The sequence below is a fragment of the Spirillospora sp. NPDC127506 genome (assembly GCF_040302145.1).
Taxonomy (GTDB): Bacteria; Actinomycetota; Actinomycetes; order Streptosporangiales; family Streptosporangiaceae; genus Spirillospora.
The window spans coordinates 132,015-147,758 of record NZ_JBEORG010000017.1; the positions used below are offsets into that span (position 1 = coordinate 132,015).

At 73.5% G+C, this 15,744-nt stretch carries 15 protein-coding genes; 7 read left to right on the plus strand and 8 right to left on the minus strand.

The window, feature by feature from the left end:
• The first annotated feature begins 78 nt into the window (after positions 1 to 78).
• Positions 79 to 273 carry a DUF4236 domain-containing protein gene (locus ABTW95_RS18320; protein ID WP_396445427.1) on the plus strand — a complete coding sequence of 65 codons (195 nt, stop codon included), beginning with the start codon at positions 79 to 81 and terminating at the stop codon, positions 271 to 273.
• Here the strand turns inward: ABTW95_RS18320 and leuA are convergent.
• Positions 270 to 2,018, minus strand: coding sequence for a 2-isopropylmalate synthase (gene leuA / locus ABTW95_RS18325; protein WP_500226873.1), 1,749 nt, complete (start codon positions 2,016 to 2,018; stop codon positions 270 to 272). The two genes, ABTW95_RS18320 and leuA, sit on opposite strands and share 4 nt — an antisense overlap.
• A 198-nt stretch (positions 2,019 to 2,216) precedes the next feature.
• On the opposite strand from leuA, the gene ABTW95_RS18330 reads away from it, so the two are divergent.
• Entirely contained in the window at positions 2,217 to 2,939 is a 723-nt protein-coding gene (locus ABTW95_RS18330; RefSeq protein ID WP_396445429.1) for a FadR/GntR family transcriptional regulator, read from the plus strand.
• Here ABTW95_RS18330 and ABTW95_RS18335 read toward each other — a convergent pair.
• Together ABTW95_RS18335 and ABTW95_RS18340 are read right to left on the minus strand one after the other, a co-directional pair.
• Positions 2,922 to 5,303: a HelD family protein gene (locus ABTW95_RS18335; RefSeq protein WP_396445430.1), complete on the minus strand. Its 2,382-nt coding sequence runs from the start codon at positions 5,301 to 5,303 to the stop codon at positions 2,922 to 2,924. The genes ABTW95_RS18330 and ABTW95_RS18335 overlap by 18 nt on opposite strands.
• Positions 5,304 to 5,555: 252 nt before the next feature.
• Positions 5,556 to 6,647: an ATP-dependent DNA ligase gene (locus ABTW95_RS18340; RefSeq protein WP_396445431.1), complete on the minus strand. Its 1,092-nt coding sequence runs from the start codon at positions 6,645 to 6,647 to the stop codon at positions 5,556 to 5,558.
• A 63-nt stretch (positions 6,648 to 6,710) separates the two neighbouring features.
• Between ABTW95_RS18340 and ABTW95_RS18345 the strand changes: the two genes are divergently transcribed.
• Entirely contained in the window at positions 6,711 to 7,421 is a 711-nt protein-coding gene (locus ABTW95_RS18345; protein WP_396445432.1) for a dihydrofolate reductase family protein, read from the plus strand.
• Here the strand turns inward: ABTW95_RS18345 and ABTW95_RS18350 are convergent.
• Entirely contained in the window at positions 7,403 to 8,122 is a 720-nt protein-coding gene (locus ABTW95_RS18350) for a pyrimidine reductase family protein (protein WP_396445433.1), read from the minus strand. The genes ABTW95_RS18345 and ABTW95_RS18350 overlap by 19 nt on opposite strands.
• A 147-nt stretch (positions 8,123 to 8,269) precedes the next feature.
• Here ABTW95_RS18350 and ABTW95_RS18355 point away from each other — a divergent pair, with 147 nt between their 5' ends.
• Positions 8,270 to 8,671 (plus strand): hypothetical protein, encoded by a 402-nt coding sequence (locus ABTW95_RS18355; protein ID WP_500226874.1) that lies wholly within the window; start codon positions 8,270 to 8,272, stop codon positions 8,669 to 8,671.
• Positions 8,672 to 8,680: 9 nt separating this feature from the next.
• On the opposite strand, the gene glgX is transcribed toward ABTW95_RS18355, so the two are convergent.
• From glgX to ABTW95_RS18375, 4 genes are all read right to left on the minus strand, one after another.
• Positions 8,681 to 10,774 (minus strand): glycogen debranching protein GlgX, encoded by a 2,094-nt coding sequence (gene glgX, locus ABTW95_RS18360; RefSeq protein ID WP_396445435.1) that lies wholly within the window; start codon positions 10,772 to 10,774, stop codon positions 8,681 to 8,683.
• An 88-nt stretch (positions 10,775 to 10,862) separates the two neighbouring features.
• Positions 10,863 to 11,447: a GNAT family N-acetyltransferase gene (locus ABTW95_RS18365; RefSeq protein ID WP_500226875.1), complete on the minus strand. Its 585-nt coding sequence runs from the start codon at positions 11,445 to 11,447 to the stop codon at positions 10,863 to 10,865.
• Between the two features lie 39 nt (positions 11,448 to 11,486).
• Positions 11,487 to 12,035: a DUF4262 domain-containing protein gene (locus ABTW95_RS18370; protein WP_396445437.1), complete on the minus strand. Its 549-nt coding sequence runs from the start codon at positions 12,033 to 12,035 to the stop codon at positions 11,487 to 11,489.
• A 60-nt stretch (positions 12,036 to 12,095) separates the two neighbouring features.
• Positions 12,096 to 12,962: a hypothetical protein gene (locus ABTW95_RS18375; protein WP_500226876.1), complete on the minus strand. Its 867-nt coding sequence runs from the start codon at positions 12,960 to 12,962 to the stop codon at positions 12,096 to 12,098.
• A gap of 180 nt (positions 12,963 to 13,142) precedes the next feature.
• On the opposite strand from ABTW95_RS18375, the gene ABTW95_RS18380 reads away from it, so the two are divergent.
• From ABTW95_RS18380 to galT, 3 genes are all read left to right on the plus strand, one after another.
• Positions 13,143 to 13,937, plus strand: coding sequence for a DeoR/GlpR family DNA-binding transcription regulator (locus ABTW95_RS18380; RefSeq protein WP_396445439.1), 795 nt, complete (start codon positions 13,143 to 13,145; stop codon positions 13,935 to 13,937).
• A gap of 396 nt (positions 13,938 to 14,333) precedes the next feature.
• Positions 14,334 to 14,531: a hypothetical protein gene (locus ABTW95_RS18385; protein WP_500226877.1), complete on the plus strand. Its 198-nt coding sequence runs from the start codon at positions 14,334 to 14,336 to the stop codon at positions 14,529 to 14,531.
• A complete protein-coding gene (gene galT / locus ABTW95_RS18390; RefSeq protein WP_500226878.1) occupies positions 14,528 to 15,595 on the plus strand; it encodes a galactose-1-phosphate uridylyltransferase in 1,068 nt (355 codons plus the stop codon). Before ABTW95_RS18385 ends, galT begins: the two co-directional genes overlap by 4 nt.
• Positions 15,596 to 15,744 lie beyond the last annotated feature (149 nt).

A 15,744-nucleotide genomic window follows, 5' to 3' on the forward strand; every position in this document is an offset into this window, starting at 1 on the left:
ACGAGAGGGTGGGGGCTGGGCCGAGTTCGCCAGCCGTGCAGGGGCACTTGGGCGGGAAGCTGGGCCGTCCCCCGCCGCATGGGTTGGAGCTATCGAAAAGCAATCCGGATGGGGCCGTTCCGCATCAACCTGTCCAAGAAGGGCGTCGGGCACAGCGTCGGCGCCCGCGGCGCCCGCTACACGCGGTCCGCGGACGGGCGCCGCCAGGTGGTGTTCCGGATCCCCGGGACCGGCCTGTCCTGGCGGCGCACGCTCGGCCGCCGCCGCGACTAGCGCTTCGCGCGGTTCACCGCGGACAGGACGGCCTCCACCGAGGCGGTCAGCACGGACGTGTCGCGCCCGGCGCCCCACGACGTGACGCCGTCGACCCGGCATTCGGCGTAGGCGGCGGCCATGGCGTCGGGGCCCGACTCGGTGGAGTGCTGCACGAACTGCAGGACGTCCACCTTGATCCCGGCGGACGACAGGGCGTCGGCGAGCGCGTCGATGGGGCCGTTGCCCGAGCCGGTGTGCTCCCGCTCGTCGCCGTCCACGCGGATGACGCCGGTGAAGTCGTGCCGCGCGGGGCCGGTGTGCGAGGTCCGCCATTCGGCCACCGAGACCGGGCCGGACGCGTCGAGGTACTCGGCGCGGAACAGGTCCCACAGCTCCGCCGCCGTGATCTCCTCGCCGCTGCCGTCCGTCGCCCGCTGCACCACCTGGGAGAACTCGATCTGCAGGCGGCGCGGCAGTTCGAGCCCGTACCCGGTGCGCAGCAGGTAGGAGATCCCGCCCTTGCCGGACTGGCTGTTGACGCGGATGACCGCCTCGTACCCGCGTCCGACGTCGGCGGGGTCGATCGGCAGGTACGGGACGTCCCACGGCAGCTGCTCCGGCGGCGTCCCGGTCACCTCGGCGCGGCGGGCGTGGGCGGCCATGCCCTTGCCGATCGCGTCCTGGTGCGTCCCGGAGAACGCCGTGTACACGAGGTCGCCGCCGTACGGGTGCCGCTCGTGGACGGGCAGCCGGTTGCAGTACTCGACCGTCCGGCGGATCTCGTCGATGTCGGAGAAGTCGATCATCGGGTCGACGCCCTGCGCGTGCAGGTTCAGCGCCAGGGTGACGAGGTCGACGTTGCCCGTCCGCTCGCCGTTGCCGAACAGGCAGCCCTCGACCCGCTGCGCGCCGGCGAGCAGCGCCAGCTCGGCGCAGGCGACGCCCGTCCCGCGGTCGTTGTGCGGGTGCACGGAAAGGATCACCGCGTCCCGCCGGGCCAGGTTCCGGTGCATGTACTCGATCTGGTCGGCGTACACGTTCGGCGTGGCGATCTCCACGGTCGCGGGCAGGTTCAGGATCACCGGCCGGTCGGCCGAGGCGTCCCACAGCCCGGTGACCGCGTCGCACACCTCCAGCGCGTAGTCCGGTTCGGTGAAGTTGAACGTCTCCGGGGAGAACTCGAACCGCACGCCGGGCCATGCGAGCCGCGCCACGTCGGCCGCCCCGTCCAGGATCAGCCGCTTCACGCCGGCCCGGTCGGAGCCCAGCACGACGCCGCGCCACACCGGCCCGGTCGCCGTGTACAGGTGGACGACCGCCCGGGGCAGGCCCTCGATCGACTCGAACGTCCGCTCGATCAGCTCGCGCCGCGCCGGCGTGAACACCACGGGCGTCACGTCGTCCGGTATCCCCGTCTCGGCCAGGTGCCGGACGAAGTCGAAGTCGGTCTGGCTGGCCGACGGGTAGCCGACCTCGATCTCCTTGAAGCCCATCGCCACGAAGAGGTCGAACATGCGGCGCTTGCGGGGGGTGTCCATGGGCTCGGCCAGCGCCTGGTTGCCGTCCCGCAGGTCGACGGGCACCCACAGCGGCGCCTTCTCGATGCGCCGGGACGGCCAGGTGCGGTCGACCTCGGGGACGGGCGACGGCACGCGGTCGTGGATCGACCGGTACCGGTGGAAAGGCATGGAGCTGCCGCGCTGCGGGTTCCAGAAGGGTCCGTCCGCTGGGCCGGACGGGGTGCGCAGGGTCGGGAAGTTCATCGGGGCGTGTCCTCACTTCGTCGCCGGACGACCGGCAGCACCGGACCCCGCGGCGGGGTGCCGGTCTGGATCAGGCCCCGCCGCGGCGACCGAGGAGAAGCACCCGCCACGACATGTCGGCCACCTAACCACACCTCAGCTCCTCAGACAAGCTGAGTGGGGATATCCTGGCCGTCCGCCCACCGCGAAGGACCCCGCATGCCGCCCGCCAGCCCGAACAGCCGAGTCCCGCTCGGCCCCCTGCGGCCCAGCCCGCTCGTCGAGCAGGCCGCCCAGCGCCTGCGCGACCGCATCGCGGACGGCTCCTGGCCGGTCGGCGCGAAGCTCCCCGGCGAGACGACCCTGGCCCGCGACCTCGGCGTGGGCCGCTCCACCGTCCGCGAGGCCCTGCGCGCCCTGGCCGGCGCGGGCCTCGTCCAGGCCCGCCAGGGCGCCGGCGTCTTCGTCATCGCGACCGAGCCGGACGAGGACTGGCCGGCCCGGCTCCGCCGCGCCTCCGTCGCCGACGTCTACGAGATCCGCATGATGCTGGAGGTCCGCGCCGCCGAACTGGCCGCCGAGCGCCGCACCGACGCCGACCTCACCGCCCTCGACGCGGCCCTGGCCGCCCGCGACGAGGCCTTCGCCGGCCCCGCCATCGAGGCGTTCATCGACGCCGACATCGCCCTGCACACCGCCGTCGTGGCCGCCGCGCACAACCCGGTCCTCGCCGACCTGTTCGCCGAGTTCGTCCCCGTCCTGCGCGACGGCCTCCTCGACCTCGCGGCCCTGGTGGACGTCCGCACGTCCGACACCGCCCACGGCCGAGCCGCCCACGCCGCCCTGATCGACGCCATCCGCACCCAAAACCCCCCAGAAGCCGGCCAAATCATCAAGACCGAACTCGACCGGACGCTTTCCGCCCTACTCCAGGGGCGCTAGGAGGGGCGGGAGGTCGTTGGCGTGGACGATGGTCAGGCGGCGGGTGGGGCGGGTCAGGGCGACGTAGAGGTCCTGGCCGCCCTTGGGGGACTCGTTCAGGATGCCTGACGGGTCCACGACGATGACCGAGTCGAACTCCAGGCCCTTCGCCTCCTCGGCGGTGAGGACGACCACCGGGGCGTCGAGGGCCTCCGGGGCGGTGCCGGCGGCGGCGTCCGGGAGGGCGTCCCGGACGGCGGCGTGGCGGGCGCCGGAGGTGATGACGGCGAGGCGGCCCTCGGCGGTGGCGTCGTCGGTGATGCGGGCCAGCTCCGAGTCGACGAGGCCCGGGAGTTCGGGGATCGGCAGGGCCAGTGCGGTGGGCGGCGGGCCGTCGTCGCGGACCGGGGCGGGCGGCGTCTGGCCCGGGTCGACGGCGGCGAGGACGCGGGCGGCGACCCGCATGATGGCGGCCGGGGTGCGGTAGTTGACGAGGAGGCGCTGCTCGCGCCAGCGGCCGGGGACGTAGCGGTCGAGCATCTGGCCCCAGGTGGTCGCCCCGGCGGCGCTGCCGGTCTGGGCGATGTCGCCGACGACGGTCAGGGAGCGGGTCGGGACGCGGCGCATGACGGTGCGCCAGGCCATCTCGGACAGCTCCTGCGCCTCGTCCACGATCGCGTGGCCGTACGCCCATTCGCGGTCGGCGAGGGCGCGCTGCGCGGTGGTGAGGGGCGGGCCGTCGTCGTGGTGGCGGTCGGCCAGGCCGCTCGCGGAGATCACGTCGCGGGCGGAGAGCAGGTCGCCGGTGCCGGCGGTCTCGATGACCTCGGCGGCGTAGCGCTCCTCCTCGGCGCGGGCGGCGTCGGCGGCGCGGCGGCGCGCCCGCTCGGCGGAGTCGTCCACGCCGAGGTGCTCGGCGGCCTCGTCGAGGAGGGGGACGTCGGAGACGGTCCAGGGGGAGCCGGCGGGGCGGTGCAGGAGCGCGCAGTCCGGGAGGCCGACTTCGGCGCCCAGCCGCGCGAGGGTGTCGGGGGAGGCGTACAGGTCGGCCAGCAGCTGCTGCGGGGTCAGCTCGGGCCAGAGTTCGTTGACGGCCTTGCGGACGGCCGGATCATGCCAGAGGGCCTCCTTGGCCAGGCGGAGGTCCGTTTCGTCCAGGAGGGGTTCGTCCTTGGCCTCGTCGACGAGTTCCTGGAGCCAGTCGGGGAGGCCGCCGGAGTTCGCCATCTCCTCCAGCGGCTCGTCCACGATGCGGTCGTACTGCTCGGCCCGGTTGAGGGCGAGGGCCTCCAGCATGTCGTGGACGAAACGGCGCCGCTGCACGTTGTGGGGGAGGCGCAGGGCGCGGGCACGGTCGCGGATCTGCTCGCACTTCTCGGCGTCCACGGTGAGGGTGAGGCCGTCGGTGTCGATGTGGAGGCCGTCAGAGGGGGCGCGCTGCCGGTCGCGGACGGCCGCCTGCACCAGGTCGGCCATGCGGATGTCGCCCTTGACGACGGCGACGTCGGGGGTGTCCCGTGCGGTCGCCTTGAGGCCGGGGTACAGCTCGCCGACGGTGGCCAGGACGACGTCGGTCTCGCCCAGGCCGGGAAGGACCTGCTCGATGTAGCGGAGGAACGTGGCGTTCGGGCCGACGATGAGCACCCCGCGCCGTTCGAGGACGTCCCGGTGCGTGTACAGCAGGTACGCGGCGCGGTGCAGGGCCGCGACGGTCTTGCCGGTGCCGGGGCCGCCCTGGACGACGAGCACGCCGTGCAGGCCCGAGCGGATGACCTGGTCCTGCTCCTCCTGGATGGTCGCCACCACGTCGCTCATCCGGCCCGTGCGGCCGCGGCGGAGCGCGGCGAGCAGCGCGGCCTCGCCGACGATGCCGCGCCGCTCCGACTCCTCCAGGCCCTCCAGGTCGAAGACCTCGTCGTCGAGCCGGACGACCTCGCGGTTCCGCAGGTGCAGGTGGCGGCGGCGCGCGAGGGTGCCGGGCGCGCCGGGCGTCGCGGTGTAGAACGGCCGGGCCGCGGCGGCGCGCCAGTCGATCAGGATGGGCTCGTGGTCCTCGTCGCGGAGCCCGATGCGGCCGATGTAGAACGTGTCGCCGGGGCCGTCCGCGCCGGCGCGGTGGTCGATCCGGCCGAAGCACAGGCCGTGCTCGACGCCGCCGAGCCGGGCGAGCCGGCGGGCCGCCTCATCGGTCGCGACGGCGCGCTCCACCCGCGCCTGGAACGCGGCGCCGCCGCCCGCCGCCGGCCCCTCGCGGAGCGCGGCCTCGGCCTTGGCCCGCTCGGCGTCGAGCCGCGCGTAGACGCGGTCGACGTAAGCCTGCTCGGCGTGTATCGGCACGGAATTGTCGCGGTCGGGGTTGACAGCGTCCGCTTGACGAAGTCCCATGCTTCGGCTACACTCCTATACGTAGGATTGGGCTTTCTGTGCGCAACTTGCAAGTTGCCAGCCTAGCATCCTTCGCACCGTTCTGCATGATCTTGCAGCGCCACCGCAAACACCGCTCGGCTCCGAGCGGTGCGCATGCTCCTCACCAGCACCGGCGATCGCAGGCGCTCGACTCCCGCGGCTGCGTCCCGGCGCCCCCCAGTGAGGCGAAGACGCGCCGCCTCAAGGCACCGCCGGACGCCGGCGGGCGGCTCAGCGGTCGACGCGGGCGCTCGTGGCCGAGCCGCTGAAAATGTCGTCCAGGTCGTAGGCGACCGGCACCTCGAGCTGCTCGTAGGTGCAGGACTCGGGCGTCCGGTCGGAACGCCAGTTCCGGAACCGGGCCGTGTGCCGGAAGCGGTTCCCCTCCATCGCCTCGTACGCCACCTCCACCACCAGCTCCGGACGCAGCGGAACCCAGCTGAGGTCCTTCTTGCCCGTCCAGCGGGAGACGGCCCCCGGCATGCGGTCGACGGTCGCCTCCGTCTGGTTCGCCCACTCCGACCACGGATGCTGGGAGAGGTCCTCCAGCCGGTACGGCCGCAGCTCCTCCACCAGCTCGGCGCGCCGCTCCATCGTGAACGAGGCCGCCACCCCCACATGCTGGAGCTTGCCCTCGGAGTTGTAGAGCCCGAGCAGCAGCGAACCGACGATCGGCCCGGACTTGTGCCAGCGGAAGCCCGCCACCACGCAGTCGGCGGTGCGCTCGTGCTTGACCTTGAACAGGACGCGCTTGTCGGGCTCGTACACGCTGTCGCGCGGCTTGGCGATGACGCCGTCCAGCCCCGCGCCCTCGAACTCGTCGAACCAGCGCAGCGCCAGCTCGTAGGAGTCGGACGCCGGCGTGACGTGGACGGGCGCCTTCGCCCCGGACAGCGTGTCGACGAGGCGCCGCCGCCGCTCGCCGAGCGGAACCTCCATCAGCGACTCGCCGCCGAGCGCCAGCAGGTCGAACGCCACGAACGAGGCGGGCGTCTCCTCCGACAGCAGCTTGATCCGGGACGCGGCCGGGTGGATGCGCTGCTGCAGGCCGTCGAAGTCGAGGCGCGTCCCCTTCGGCAGCACGATCTCGCCGTCCACCACGCACCGCTCGGGCAGCTCGCGCTTCACCGCCTCGACCACCTCGGGGAAGTACCGGGTGAGCGGCTTCCTGCCGCGGCTGGACAGCTCCACCTCGTCGCCGTCGCGGAACACGATGCAGCGGAAGCCGTCCCACTTCGGCTCGTACAGCAGGTCGCCCTTGGGCATGGTCTTGACCGCCTTGGCCAGCATCGGCGGCAGCGGCGGGCTGATCGGCAGGTCCATTCCGCCATCTTGCTATCCGGCACCGACAAAGCGCCATCCCGGGGTTCCGATAACGTGCAGGTCATGCGCCGTCTGCTGCCCGAGCCCGCCGCCGGCGCCGACCCGTTCGCCGACCCCTACGACGCCTACGGCGACCAGCCGGGGCTGCGGCTCGGCATGGTCATGAGCGTGGACGGCTCCGTCACCGACGCCGAGGGCTGGACGGACCGCCTCGGCGGCGAAGCCGACTTCCGCGTCTTCCGCACCCTGCGCGCGCTGACCGACGCGATCCTCGTGGGCGCCGGCACGGTCCGCACGGGGCGCCTCGGCCCTGCCCGCCTGCGCGGCGATCTGCGCGCGCGCCGCGGCAGGCCGCCCGCCCCCACCGTCGTGGTGAGCCGCTCCCTCGACCTCGACTGGACGCTCCCGCTGTTCACCGAGGCCGAGACGCCCACCATCGTGGTGACGTCGCGGAGCGGCCGGAGGCGCGCCCCGGCCCACGTCCAGGTCGTCGCGGAGGGCGGCGACGACGTCGACCTCCCCGCCGCCGTCAGGGCGCTCCACGACGACCTCGGTTACGAGCATCTGCTCTGCGAAGGCGGCCCCGCCCTGGCGACCGCGCTGATCCGCGCGTCACTCGTCGACGAGCTGTGCCTCAGCATCGCCCCGACCCTGCTCGGAGGCCCCCGCCACACCCGCCTCCTCGGCGCCCTGGACGCCGAGGTGCCGCTCCGGCCGACGGCCCTCTACCTCGACGAGGGCGTGCTGTTCGCCCGCTACCGGCTGCGGACGTAGCGGAGGAAGAGGAAGTCCTCGTCCTGCAGGGCGTGGGCGAGCGTCATGTCCGGCGGGACGGGCACCGGAGGCCCGTCCACGATCCGCAGCGCGTGCCCGCCGAGCAGCGTGGGGCTCAGCGTGAGGCACAGCTCGTCCAGCAGCCCGGCCGCCACGATCTGCGCGAGGCAGGCCGGACCGCCCTCGCACAGGAGGCGCCGGTGGCCGCGGGCCTCGAGCTCCCGCACGGCGACGGCGAAGTCGAGCGCGTCTCTCCCGGCGACGACGACGTCGGCGCGTTCGCGCGCGGCCTTGAGCCGGACGGGGTCGGCGGTCGCCGTCGTCAGCACGATCGTCGGGACCTGCGCCTCCGTGAAGATCGGCGCGTCGAAGTCCAGGTCGAGCGAGCGGGACACGATCGCGATCGGCGGCACGGGGGTGCGCCCGTCCCGCACGCCGTCCCAGCCCGCGCTGCGCTTGACCGGCCCGTACCCCTCGGCGCGCACCGTGCCCGCGCCGACGACGACCACGTCGGCGAGCCCGCGCAGCAGCAGGAACAGGTGCCGGTCGGCGGCGTTGCCGAGGCCGCCGCTGCGCCCGTCGCGCTGCGCCGCGCCGTCCAGGCTGGCGACCATGTTGGCCCGCATCCAGGTGGCGCCGGGCGGATACGCGTACCGCTCGGCGAGGTCGACCTCGCCGGGCTCCGGAGACAGAGACCGCATAGACCTCTCAAGCTACTTCAGGTTCCGCTCGACCGAGCGGATAACAGACTGTGCACCAATATGTAGGAATCCGTCATGCCGGGCGTGCCGGGCGGCGACACTTGCCCTCGGGGACGGGGAGCACAAGTGCACAGAAGGGAGCGGGGGGTGGGGTACGCGGCACTGGGCGCGTGGATCCTCGCCGCCGTGCCGGGCGGCTACCTGCTGGTCATCTGGACCGCGAACGGGGGGCGTTCGACGAAGGTGACGCGGTTTCCGATCCTGGTCGTGGTGGGGCATCCGCTCGCGGCGGTGGCCGGCCTCGGCGTCTGGATCGCCTACCTGGCCACCGGGAACGCCGCGTACGCCTGGGTCGCGTTCGCGGCGCTGCTGGTCGTGGCCGTGCAGGGCTTCATGCTGTTCACCCGCTGGCTCGTCGGGCGCGGCGGCCGGCACGCCCGCGGCGTGGAGCAGGCGTTCCCCGCCGCCGCGGTCGCCGTCCACGGCGCGGTGGCGGTCATGACGGTCGTCCTGGTCTTCCTCACGGTCATCGAGGTCACCCGCGCCTGACCCGCGGGCTCAGGGCAGCCTCCTCAGCACGAGGAGCGAGCGGTCGGTGAGGAGGACGGCGTCGCGGGCCTTGAGCCGGGGGCGGTCGCCGAACGAGTCGGGTTCGGCCGTGTCGAGGGTGTACTCCCAGCGGTCGCCGTACTCGGCGCCGGGGAGGGTGAACTCCAGCGGCTCGGGCCCGGCGTTGATCAGCAGCAGGAACGAGTCGTCCCGGACGCGGCGGCCGCGCGGATCGGGCTCGGTGATGGCGTCGCCGTTGAGGAACACGCCGAGCGACTTGGCGAACCCGACGTTCCAGTCCTCGTCGGTCATGCTGTCGCCGGCCGGGGTGAGCCACGCGATGTCGGCGGCGGCGCCCGTGCCGCGCCCGGTGAAGAAGCGCCGGCGTCGGAACACGGGGTGGTCGTGCCGGAGCCGGGACAGGATCCGGACGAACTCCATGTCGCCCGAGTCGTCCCAGTGGACCCAGGCGGTCTCGTTGTCCTGGCAGTAGGCGTTGTTGTTGCCCTTCTGCGTGCGTCCCAGCTCGTCGCCGTGCGACAGCATCGGGACGCCCTGCGACAGGAACAGCGTGGCGAGGAAGTTGCGGCGCTGGCGGGCGCGCAGCTTCAGCACGGCGGGGTCGCGGGTGGGGCCTTCGACGCCGCAGTTCCACGAGCGGTTGTCGTCGGTGCCGTCGCGGTTGTCCTCGCCGTTGGCCTCGTTGTGCTTGTGGTCGTAGGAGACGAGGTCGGTGAGGGTGAACCCGTCGTGGCACGTGACGAAGTTGATGGACGCGAACGGCCGCCGCGCGCTGTGCTCGTACAGGTCGGACGACCCGGTGAGGCGGGACGCGAACTCCGGCATGGTCGCGTAGGAGCCGCGCCAGAAGTCGCGGACGGTGTCGCGGTACTTGCCGTTCCACTCGGTCCACAGCGGCGGGAAGTTGCCGACCTGGTAGCCGCCCTCCCCGACGTCCCACGGCTCGGCGATCAGCTTCACCTGGGAGACCACCGGGTCCTGCTGGACGAGGTCGAAGAACGCGGCGAGCCGGTCGACGTCGTGCAGCTCGCGGGCGAGGGCGGAGGCGAGGTCGAAGCGGAACCCGTCGACGTGCATCTCCAGGATCCAGTAGCGCAGCGAGTCCATGATGAGCTGCAGCGCGTGCGGGTTGCGGACGTTCAGCGAGTTGCCGCAGCCGGTGTAGTCGAGGTGGTAGCGCTTGTCGTCGTCCCGCAGCCGGTAGTACGAGCAGTTGTCGATGCCCCGGAACGACAGGGTCGGCCCCAGGTGGTCGCCCTCGGCGGTGTGGTTGTAGACGACGTCCAGGATGACCTCGATGCCCGCCTCGTGCAGCGCGCGGACCATCGCCTTGAACTCCAGCACCTGCTCCCCGTACTGCCCGGACGAGCTGTAGGAGTTGTGCGGCGCGAAGAACCCGATGGTGTTGTAGCCCCAGTAGTTGTCCAGGCCCCGCGCCACCAGCGCGTGCTCGGGGACCGACTGGTGCACCGGCATCAGCTCCACGGCGGTCACACCGAGGTCGAGCAGGTGGTCGATCATCACGGGGTGCGCGAGGCCCGCGTAGGTGCCGCGCTGCTCCTCCGGGATGCCCGGGTGCAGCTTCGTCAGCCCCTTCACGTGCGCCTCGTAGATGACGCTCTCGTGGTAGGGGACGCGGGGCGGCCGGTCGTCCGCCCAGTCGAAGAACGGGTTGATGACGACGTTCTTCGGCATGTAGGGGGCGCTGTCGTCCTCGTTCAGCGCGTCGGGGTCGTCGAACCGGTAGGAGAACAGCGACTCGTGCCAGCGGACGTCGCCCTCCACGGCCTTCCCGTACGGGTCGAGGAGCAGCTTGGACGGGTTGCAGCGGTGCCCGTCGCGCGGGCTGAACGGCCCGTGCACCCGGTAGCCGTAGCGCTGGCCGGGGCCGACGCCGGGCAGGTAGCCGTGCCAGACGAACCCGTCGACCTCCGGCAGGTCCCGCCGGGTCTCGTTCCCGGCGGCGTCGAACAGGCACAGCTCGACCCGTCGCGCCACCTCCGAGAACAGCGCGAAGTTCGTGCCGGTGCCGTCCCACGTGGCGCCCAGCGGATAGGGGTCCCCGGGCCACACCTCCCGCATGCTCTCCCCTCCCGGCCGAATTCACCCTGGCTCGTCGATTGTCGCCTACCTGCGGGGCCTCCGCGCGCGGCGGCCCGCCACCAGAGTGTCACGGAGGCGCTACAGCCGGCGGCAGCCGCCAGACGATCTCGTCGTCGCTGGTCTCGCCGGTGGCGCGCAGGCCGATCTTGGACGCGACGGCGGCGGACGCGCGGTTGTCCGGGTGGATCGTCGCGACGACCGCGCCGACGCCGTGCGCGCGGAGCCAGCCCAGCAGGGCGCCGGCGGCCTCGGTGGCGAAGCCGAACCCCTGGTAGGGCATGCCGATGACCCACGCGATGGACGCGATGAGCCGCGGCCGCCCCGGCATGACCGTCGACCCGGCGGACGGGGGAGCCACGGTGAAGCCGGGCGCCGCGGGCGCCACCGTCGCCTGGACGTAGCCGACGGCCTGCCCGTCGCGGGCGCGGCGGACGATCCAGTTCAGCCACCATTCCTGGTGGAACGGCGCGGCACCCGCGACCAGGTGCGCGTAGCGGGCGCGCAGCTCGTCGCGGGTGAGGGGCTCGCCGCCGATGTAGCGGTGCAGCCGCGGGTCGTCCAGGACGGGCGCCATCTCGTCCGCGTGGTGGACGGCCAGCGGCTCCAGGACGAGGCGCTGGGTGCGGATGGTGTCCGCGATGGGCCCGTACACCGTCCGATCGTATGCCCCGCGGCCTGGGCGGGGCTGTTCTCAGAGCCGCCGGGTCCAGACGCCGATCGGGTGCTGCTTCGGGTCGAGCCACAGCCACGGCTGGGTGTGCCGGAACGGCAGGTCGGTGCCCGGCTGCCACGGGAACAGGCCGTGCCGGTTGGGCCAGACGACCTGGAGGATCGGCAGCGGGGGACGCCGGTAGAACGCGACGGCGCCCGGGAAGAGGCCGTCGTACCAGTGCGGGTCGACGTCGCGGAACGCGGCCTGCTGCCCCCGCACCACGCCGTCGCGGCGCTCGCCGCCGGCCGGGGCGTTCCCCTCGGCGGCCTGCCGGCCGAGCGCGTTGAGGACCTCCTCGGTCTCGTACACGTCGCCGCCGAACATCGCCAGCTCGGGCGCCCGGTGGCTGTGCCACAGGCCGATCGTGTACGCCCAGCCCGGCCCGTCGGCGTCCGGCTGCACGAGGACGACGCTCCACCCGTACTGGGTGACGTGCACGATGGTGCGGAGCTGGAAGTTGTCCAGGCGGTCGCGATCACCGTAGTCACGGCAGATCACGCAGGTGCATGAGGGGCGGTCGCCGGACATGACCCTCAGTTTACGATCTATCGACCCTCGGTTCGCGCGGGCGTCCCCCCGACAACGCCCTCACCAGAACACGCCGGTGTCCCGGGGCCGCGCCTCGGGCGTGCCGCCGGTCCCCGGGCCGCCCGTCCGCCGGACGAGCACGGCCGCGAGCAGCATCGCGGCGGGCAGGCCGAGCGGGACGGCGGTCAGCGGCGCGACCGACGCCACCTCCAGCGGCGTCCCGCGGAGCAGGCCCGCGACGCCGAGGTTGGCGCCCTGCCGCCCCGCCGCGAGGGCGACCGCGAGGACGGCGGTGACGACGGCGAGCCCGGCCGCCGGCAGCGCGAGTGCGCGGCGCCGCACGAAGAAGCCGAGCGCGACGCCGAGCGCGCCGAGCGCGGGCAACGCCATCGCCGCGCACCACCGGGCGGGCCGCGGCCTCATCTCGATCGCCAGGACGGGCGCCGGGGAGCCCTCGCGCAGCCGCCAGGAGCGCCGCTCCGCGGGCTCCCCGCCCGCCGTCCGCACCGTGGCCGGCACCGGCGGGAGGCGCAGCCTCAGCGCGGTGTCCTCGAAGCCCTCCGCGGTGAGCCGCCGCAGCGCGCCGGACGCGTCGATCCGCGCCACCGGCCGCCGGCCCGTCCGGTAGGCGGGACGGATTTCCGCACGGGCAAAGGGAATGCCGCGCGCTTTTCTGGTGCTAACACGGACTTTCTTGGCAGAGGGGAACAATTCCCGGGCGATGCGCCCGGCGAGGGCCTCGGCCTCGGCGTCCGACGAGAGCCGTCCCGCCGCGTACAGGTCGATCTCGGCGCCGCCGTCGTCGCGCACGGTGAGCTCCATGCGGGCCCGCTGCGGGGGAGGCGCGCCGCCGCCCCCGCAGCCCGCGAGGACGGCGAGCGCGAGCAGCGCCACGGCGATCGCGGCGAGCCGTCGGAAGGGCACCACGTCTCCGCTCATCGGTCATCACCAGAACGGCATGGAAGCGGCCCATTTTACGCAGCATGCGTCGCGGTGGTGGTCGCGTTCACCCCGGTCGGGACCGGCGCGCGGCGGGTGACCGGCGGGCGGATCTGGCATCATCGACCGTGCCTGCCGTCATCGTCGGATCGTTCCGGAGGGAGCCCCATGGCACGTCGTCCGGGGTTCGCGGCCGAGCGGCGGCAGCGGCTGCTGGAGATGGTCCGCGCGAACGGCGCGGTCTCCATGCGGGAGCTCGCGGCCACGCTGGAGGCGTCCGAGGCGACCGTGCGCCGCGACATCCGGGCGCTGGAGGCCGAGGGGCTGCTCGACCGGCGGCACGGCGGCGCGGTGGCGCCCGGCGGGCTGTCCCGCGAGCCCACCTACCAGCAGAAGGCCAAGGTCGCCGCGGCGGAGAAGGCGGCGATCGCGCGGCTCGCCGCCGAGCTCGTCGAGGAGGGCGACGCGATCGTGGTCGGCGCGGGCACGACCACCCGGGAGTTCGCCCGCGAGCTGCTCGGCTTCGACTCGCTCACCGTGGTCACCAACTCGCTGCTCGTCGCGCAGGTGCTGGGCGAGTCGCGCGGCGTCGAGGTCGTGATGACGGGCGGCTCGCTGCGGGGCGCCATCCACGCCCTGGTCGGCGGCGCCGCCGAGCAGACGCTCGCCAGCCTGCGGGTCCGCCGGGCGTTCATCTCGGGCAACGGGCTCACCGCCGAACGCGGCCTGTCCACGCCGAACATGCTGGTCGCGGGCGTCGACCGCGCCCTCGCGCACGCCGCCCAGGAGGTGGTCGCGCTGGTCGACCACACGAAGGTGGGCGTGGACACCATGTTCCAGACCGTCCCCGCCGACGAGATCGCCTTCCTGGTGACCGACCACCAGGCGCCCAAGGCGGAGCTCGAGGAGATCGAGAACGCGGGGGTCGACGTCTGGGTCGCCTCCGTCCCCGCGGAGGGGTAGGCCGCATCCCGCGCCTGTCCTTGAGGCGTGCGCGCATCCGTCACGATCGGCGCAAGATCGATCAAATCCGTCCGGCGGACGCCTGCCCTGGTCAGCGCGGGTCCGGTGAACGGGCCTCGCGAGAACGGGTTCTGGCGTTACCTGAGTGATATTGACAGATTATGAGCGAAAGTGGCTCAATGGCGGTACCGGCCTGGTTCGCGAAAGGACCTCGATCATGGTCGAGCCGCCCAGACCCGTACGGGCCGTACGCCCACCGACCGCCGACTGACCGCCTCCCTCCGGACCGGGCGGCGGGCGCGCAGACCCAATACCCCGGGGCCGCCCGCCGCCCATCGGAGATCCCGCCCGGAGCAGCCCGTGCCACCGCCCGAGACCGTGCCACCGCCCGATCCCGTGTCACCACCCGAGACCGCCTCGCCGGAGCCTCCGCTCACCGAGGCCGCCGGCGTCGTGAAGCGGTTCCCCGGAGCGGCGGCGCCCGACGGCGTCTCGTTCGGCCTGCGCGCCGGGGAGGCGCACGCACCGGGCCGCGATCCCGGCGTGGTGGTCGTCGTGCGGCGCTGCCTGAGCCGGGTGCAGCGGCTCACATGACCGAATCCCAGACCGGAGACGATGTCCTGGACACCGATCTCCGCACGTCGGTCCGGCTGGCCGACGCGCGCGAACTCATCTACTTCGACGACGGGCCCGGCCACGACCGGTCCGCGCCCGACCTGCGCGTCCTGCCCGCGCACAAGCCCCGGTCGGAGCTGCGGCTGGACCCGCTGACGGGGGAGTGGGTCGTCCTGGCGGCGCACCGCCAGGACCGCACGCACCTGCCGGCGCAGAGCGAGTGCCCGCTCTGCCCGTCGGCGGGCGGGCGGCGCAGCGAGATCCCGGCCGCCGACTACCACGTCGTCACGTTCGAGAACCGGTTCCCGTCCCTCGGCGGCCCGCCCGCCGGCGGCAGGTGCGAGGTGGTCTGCTTCACCAGCGACCACGACTCGTCGTTCGCCGAGCTGCCCGACCGGCGGCTGGAGACGGTCGCCCGCGCCTGGACGGACCGGACCGCCGAGCTGGGCCGCCTCCCCGGCACCGAGTACGTGTTCGTCTTCGAGAACCGCGGCGTGGAGATCGGGACGACGCTGCACCACCCGCACGGCCAGATCTACGCCTACCCGTTCGTCCCGGCGAGCGCGGCGCGGACGCTGGACATGGCGCGCCTGCACCGCGCGGAGCGGGGCTCCTGCCTCTTCTGCGCCATCGTGGCCGCCGAGCGGGCCGCCGAACGGGTCGTCGCCCGCTCGGACCGCTTCGTCGCGTTCGTCCCGGAGGCGGCGCGCTGGCCGTACGAGGTGCACGTCTACCCGTACCGGCACGTCACGGGGCTGCCCGAGCTGGACGCCGGCGAGCGGTTCGAGCTGATGGTGCTCTACCGGGACGTCCTGCGCCGCTTCGACCGGCTCTTCGACGCGCCCGCCCCCTACATCGCCCACCTTCAGCAGGCCCCGGCCGGCGGGGACGCCGACCTGGCGCACCTGTCCATCCGGGTCTTCACGCCGCGCCGCGCGGAGGGGAAGCTCAAGCACCTCGCGGCGAGCGAGACGGGCGCGGGCGCGTTCATCAACGACGTCCTGCCGGAGGAGGCCGCCCGCCGCCTGCGCGCCGCCGGCTGAGCCCCCTCGGGTCGAGAAGGGGAGGCGAGGCCCCGAGCCCTCGCCTCCCCTTCTCGTGGTGCGCCCAGCATGGGCGATTGCTTGGGGGTGAAAGTCCCCTGGAGGAAGAGGTGGTGCTAACTCCGAGCCGGAGGCAAGGGCGTCGTCGT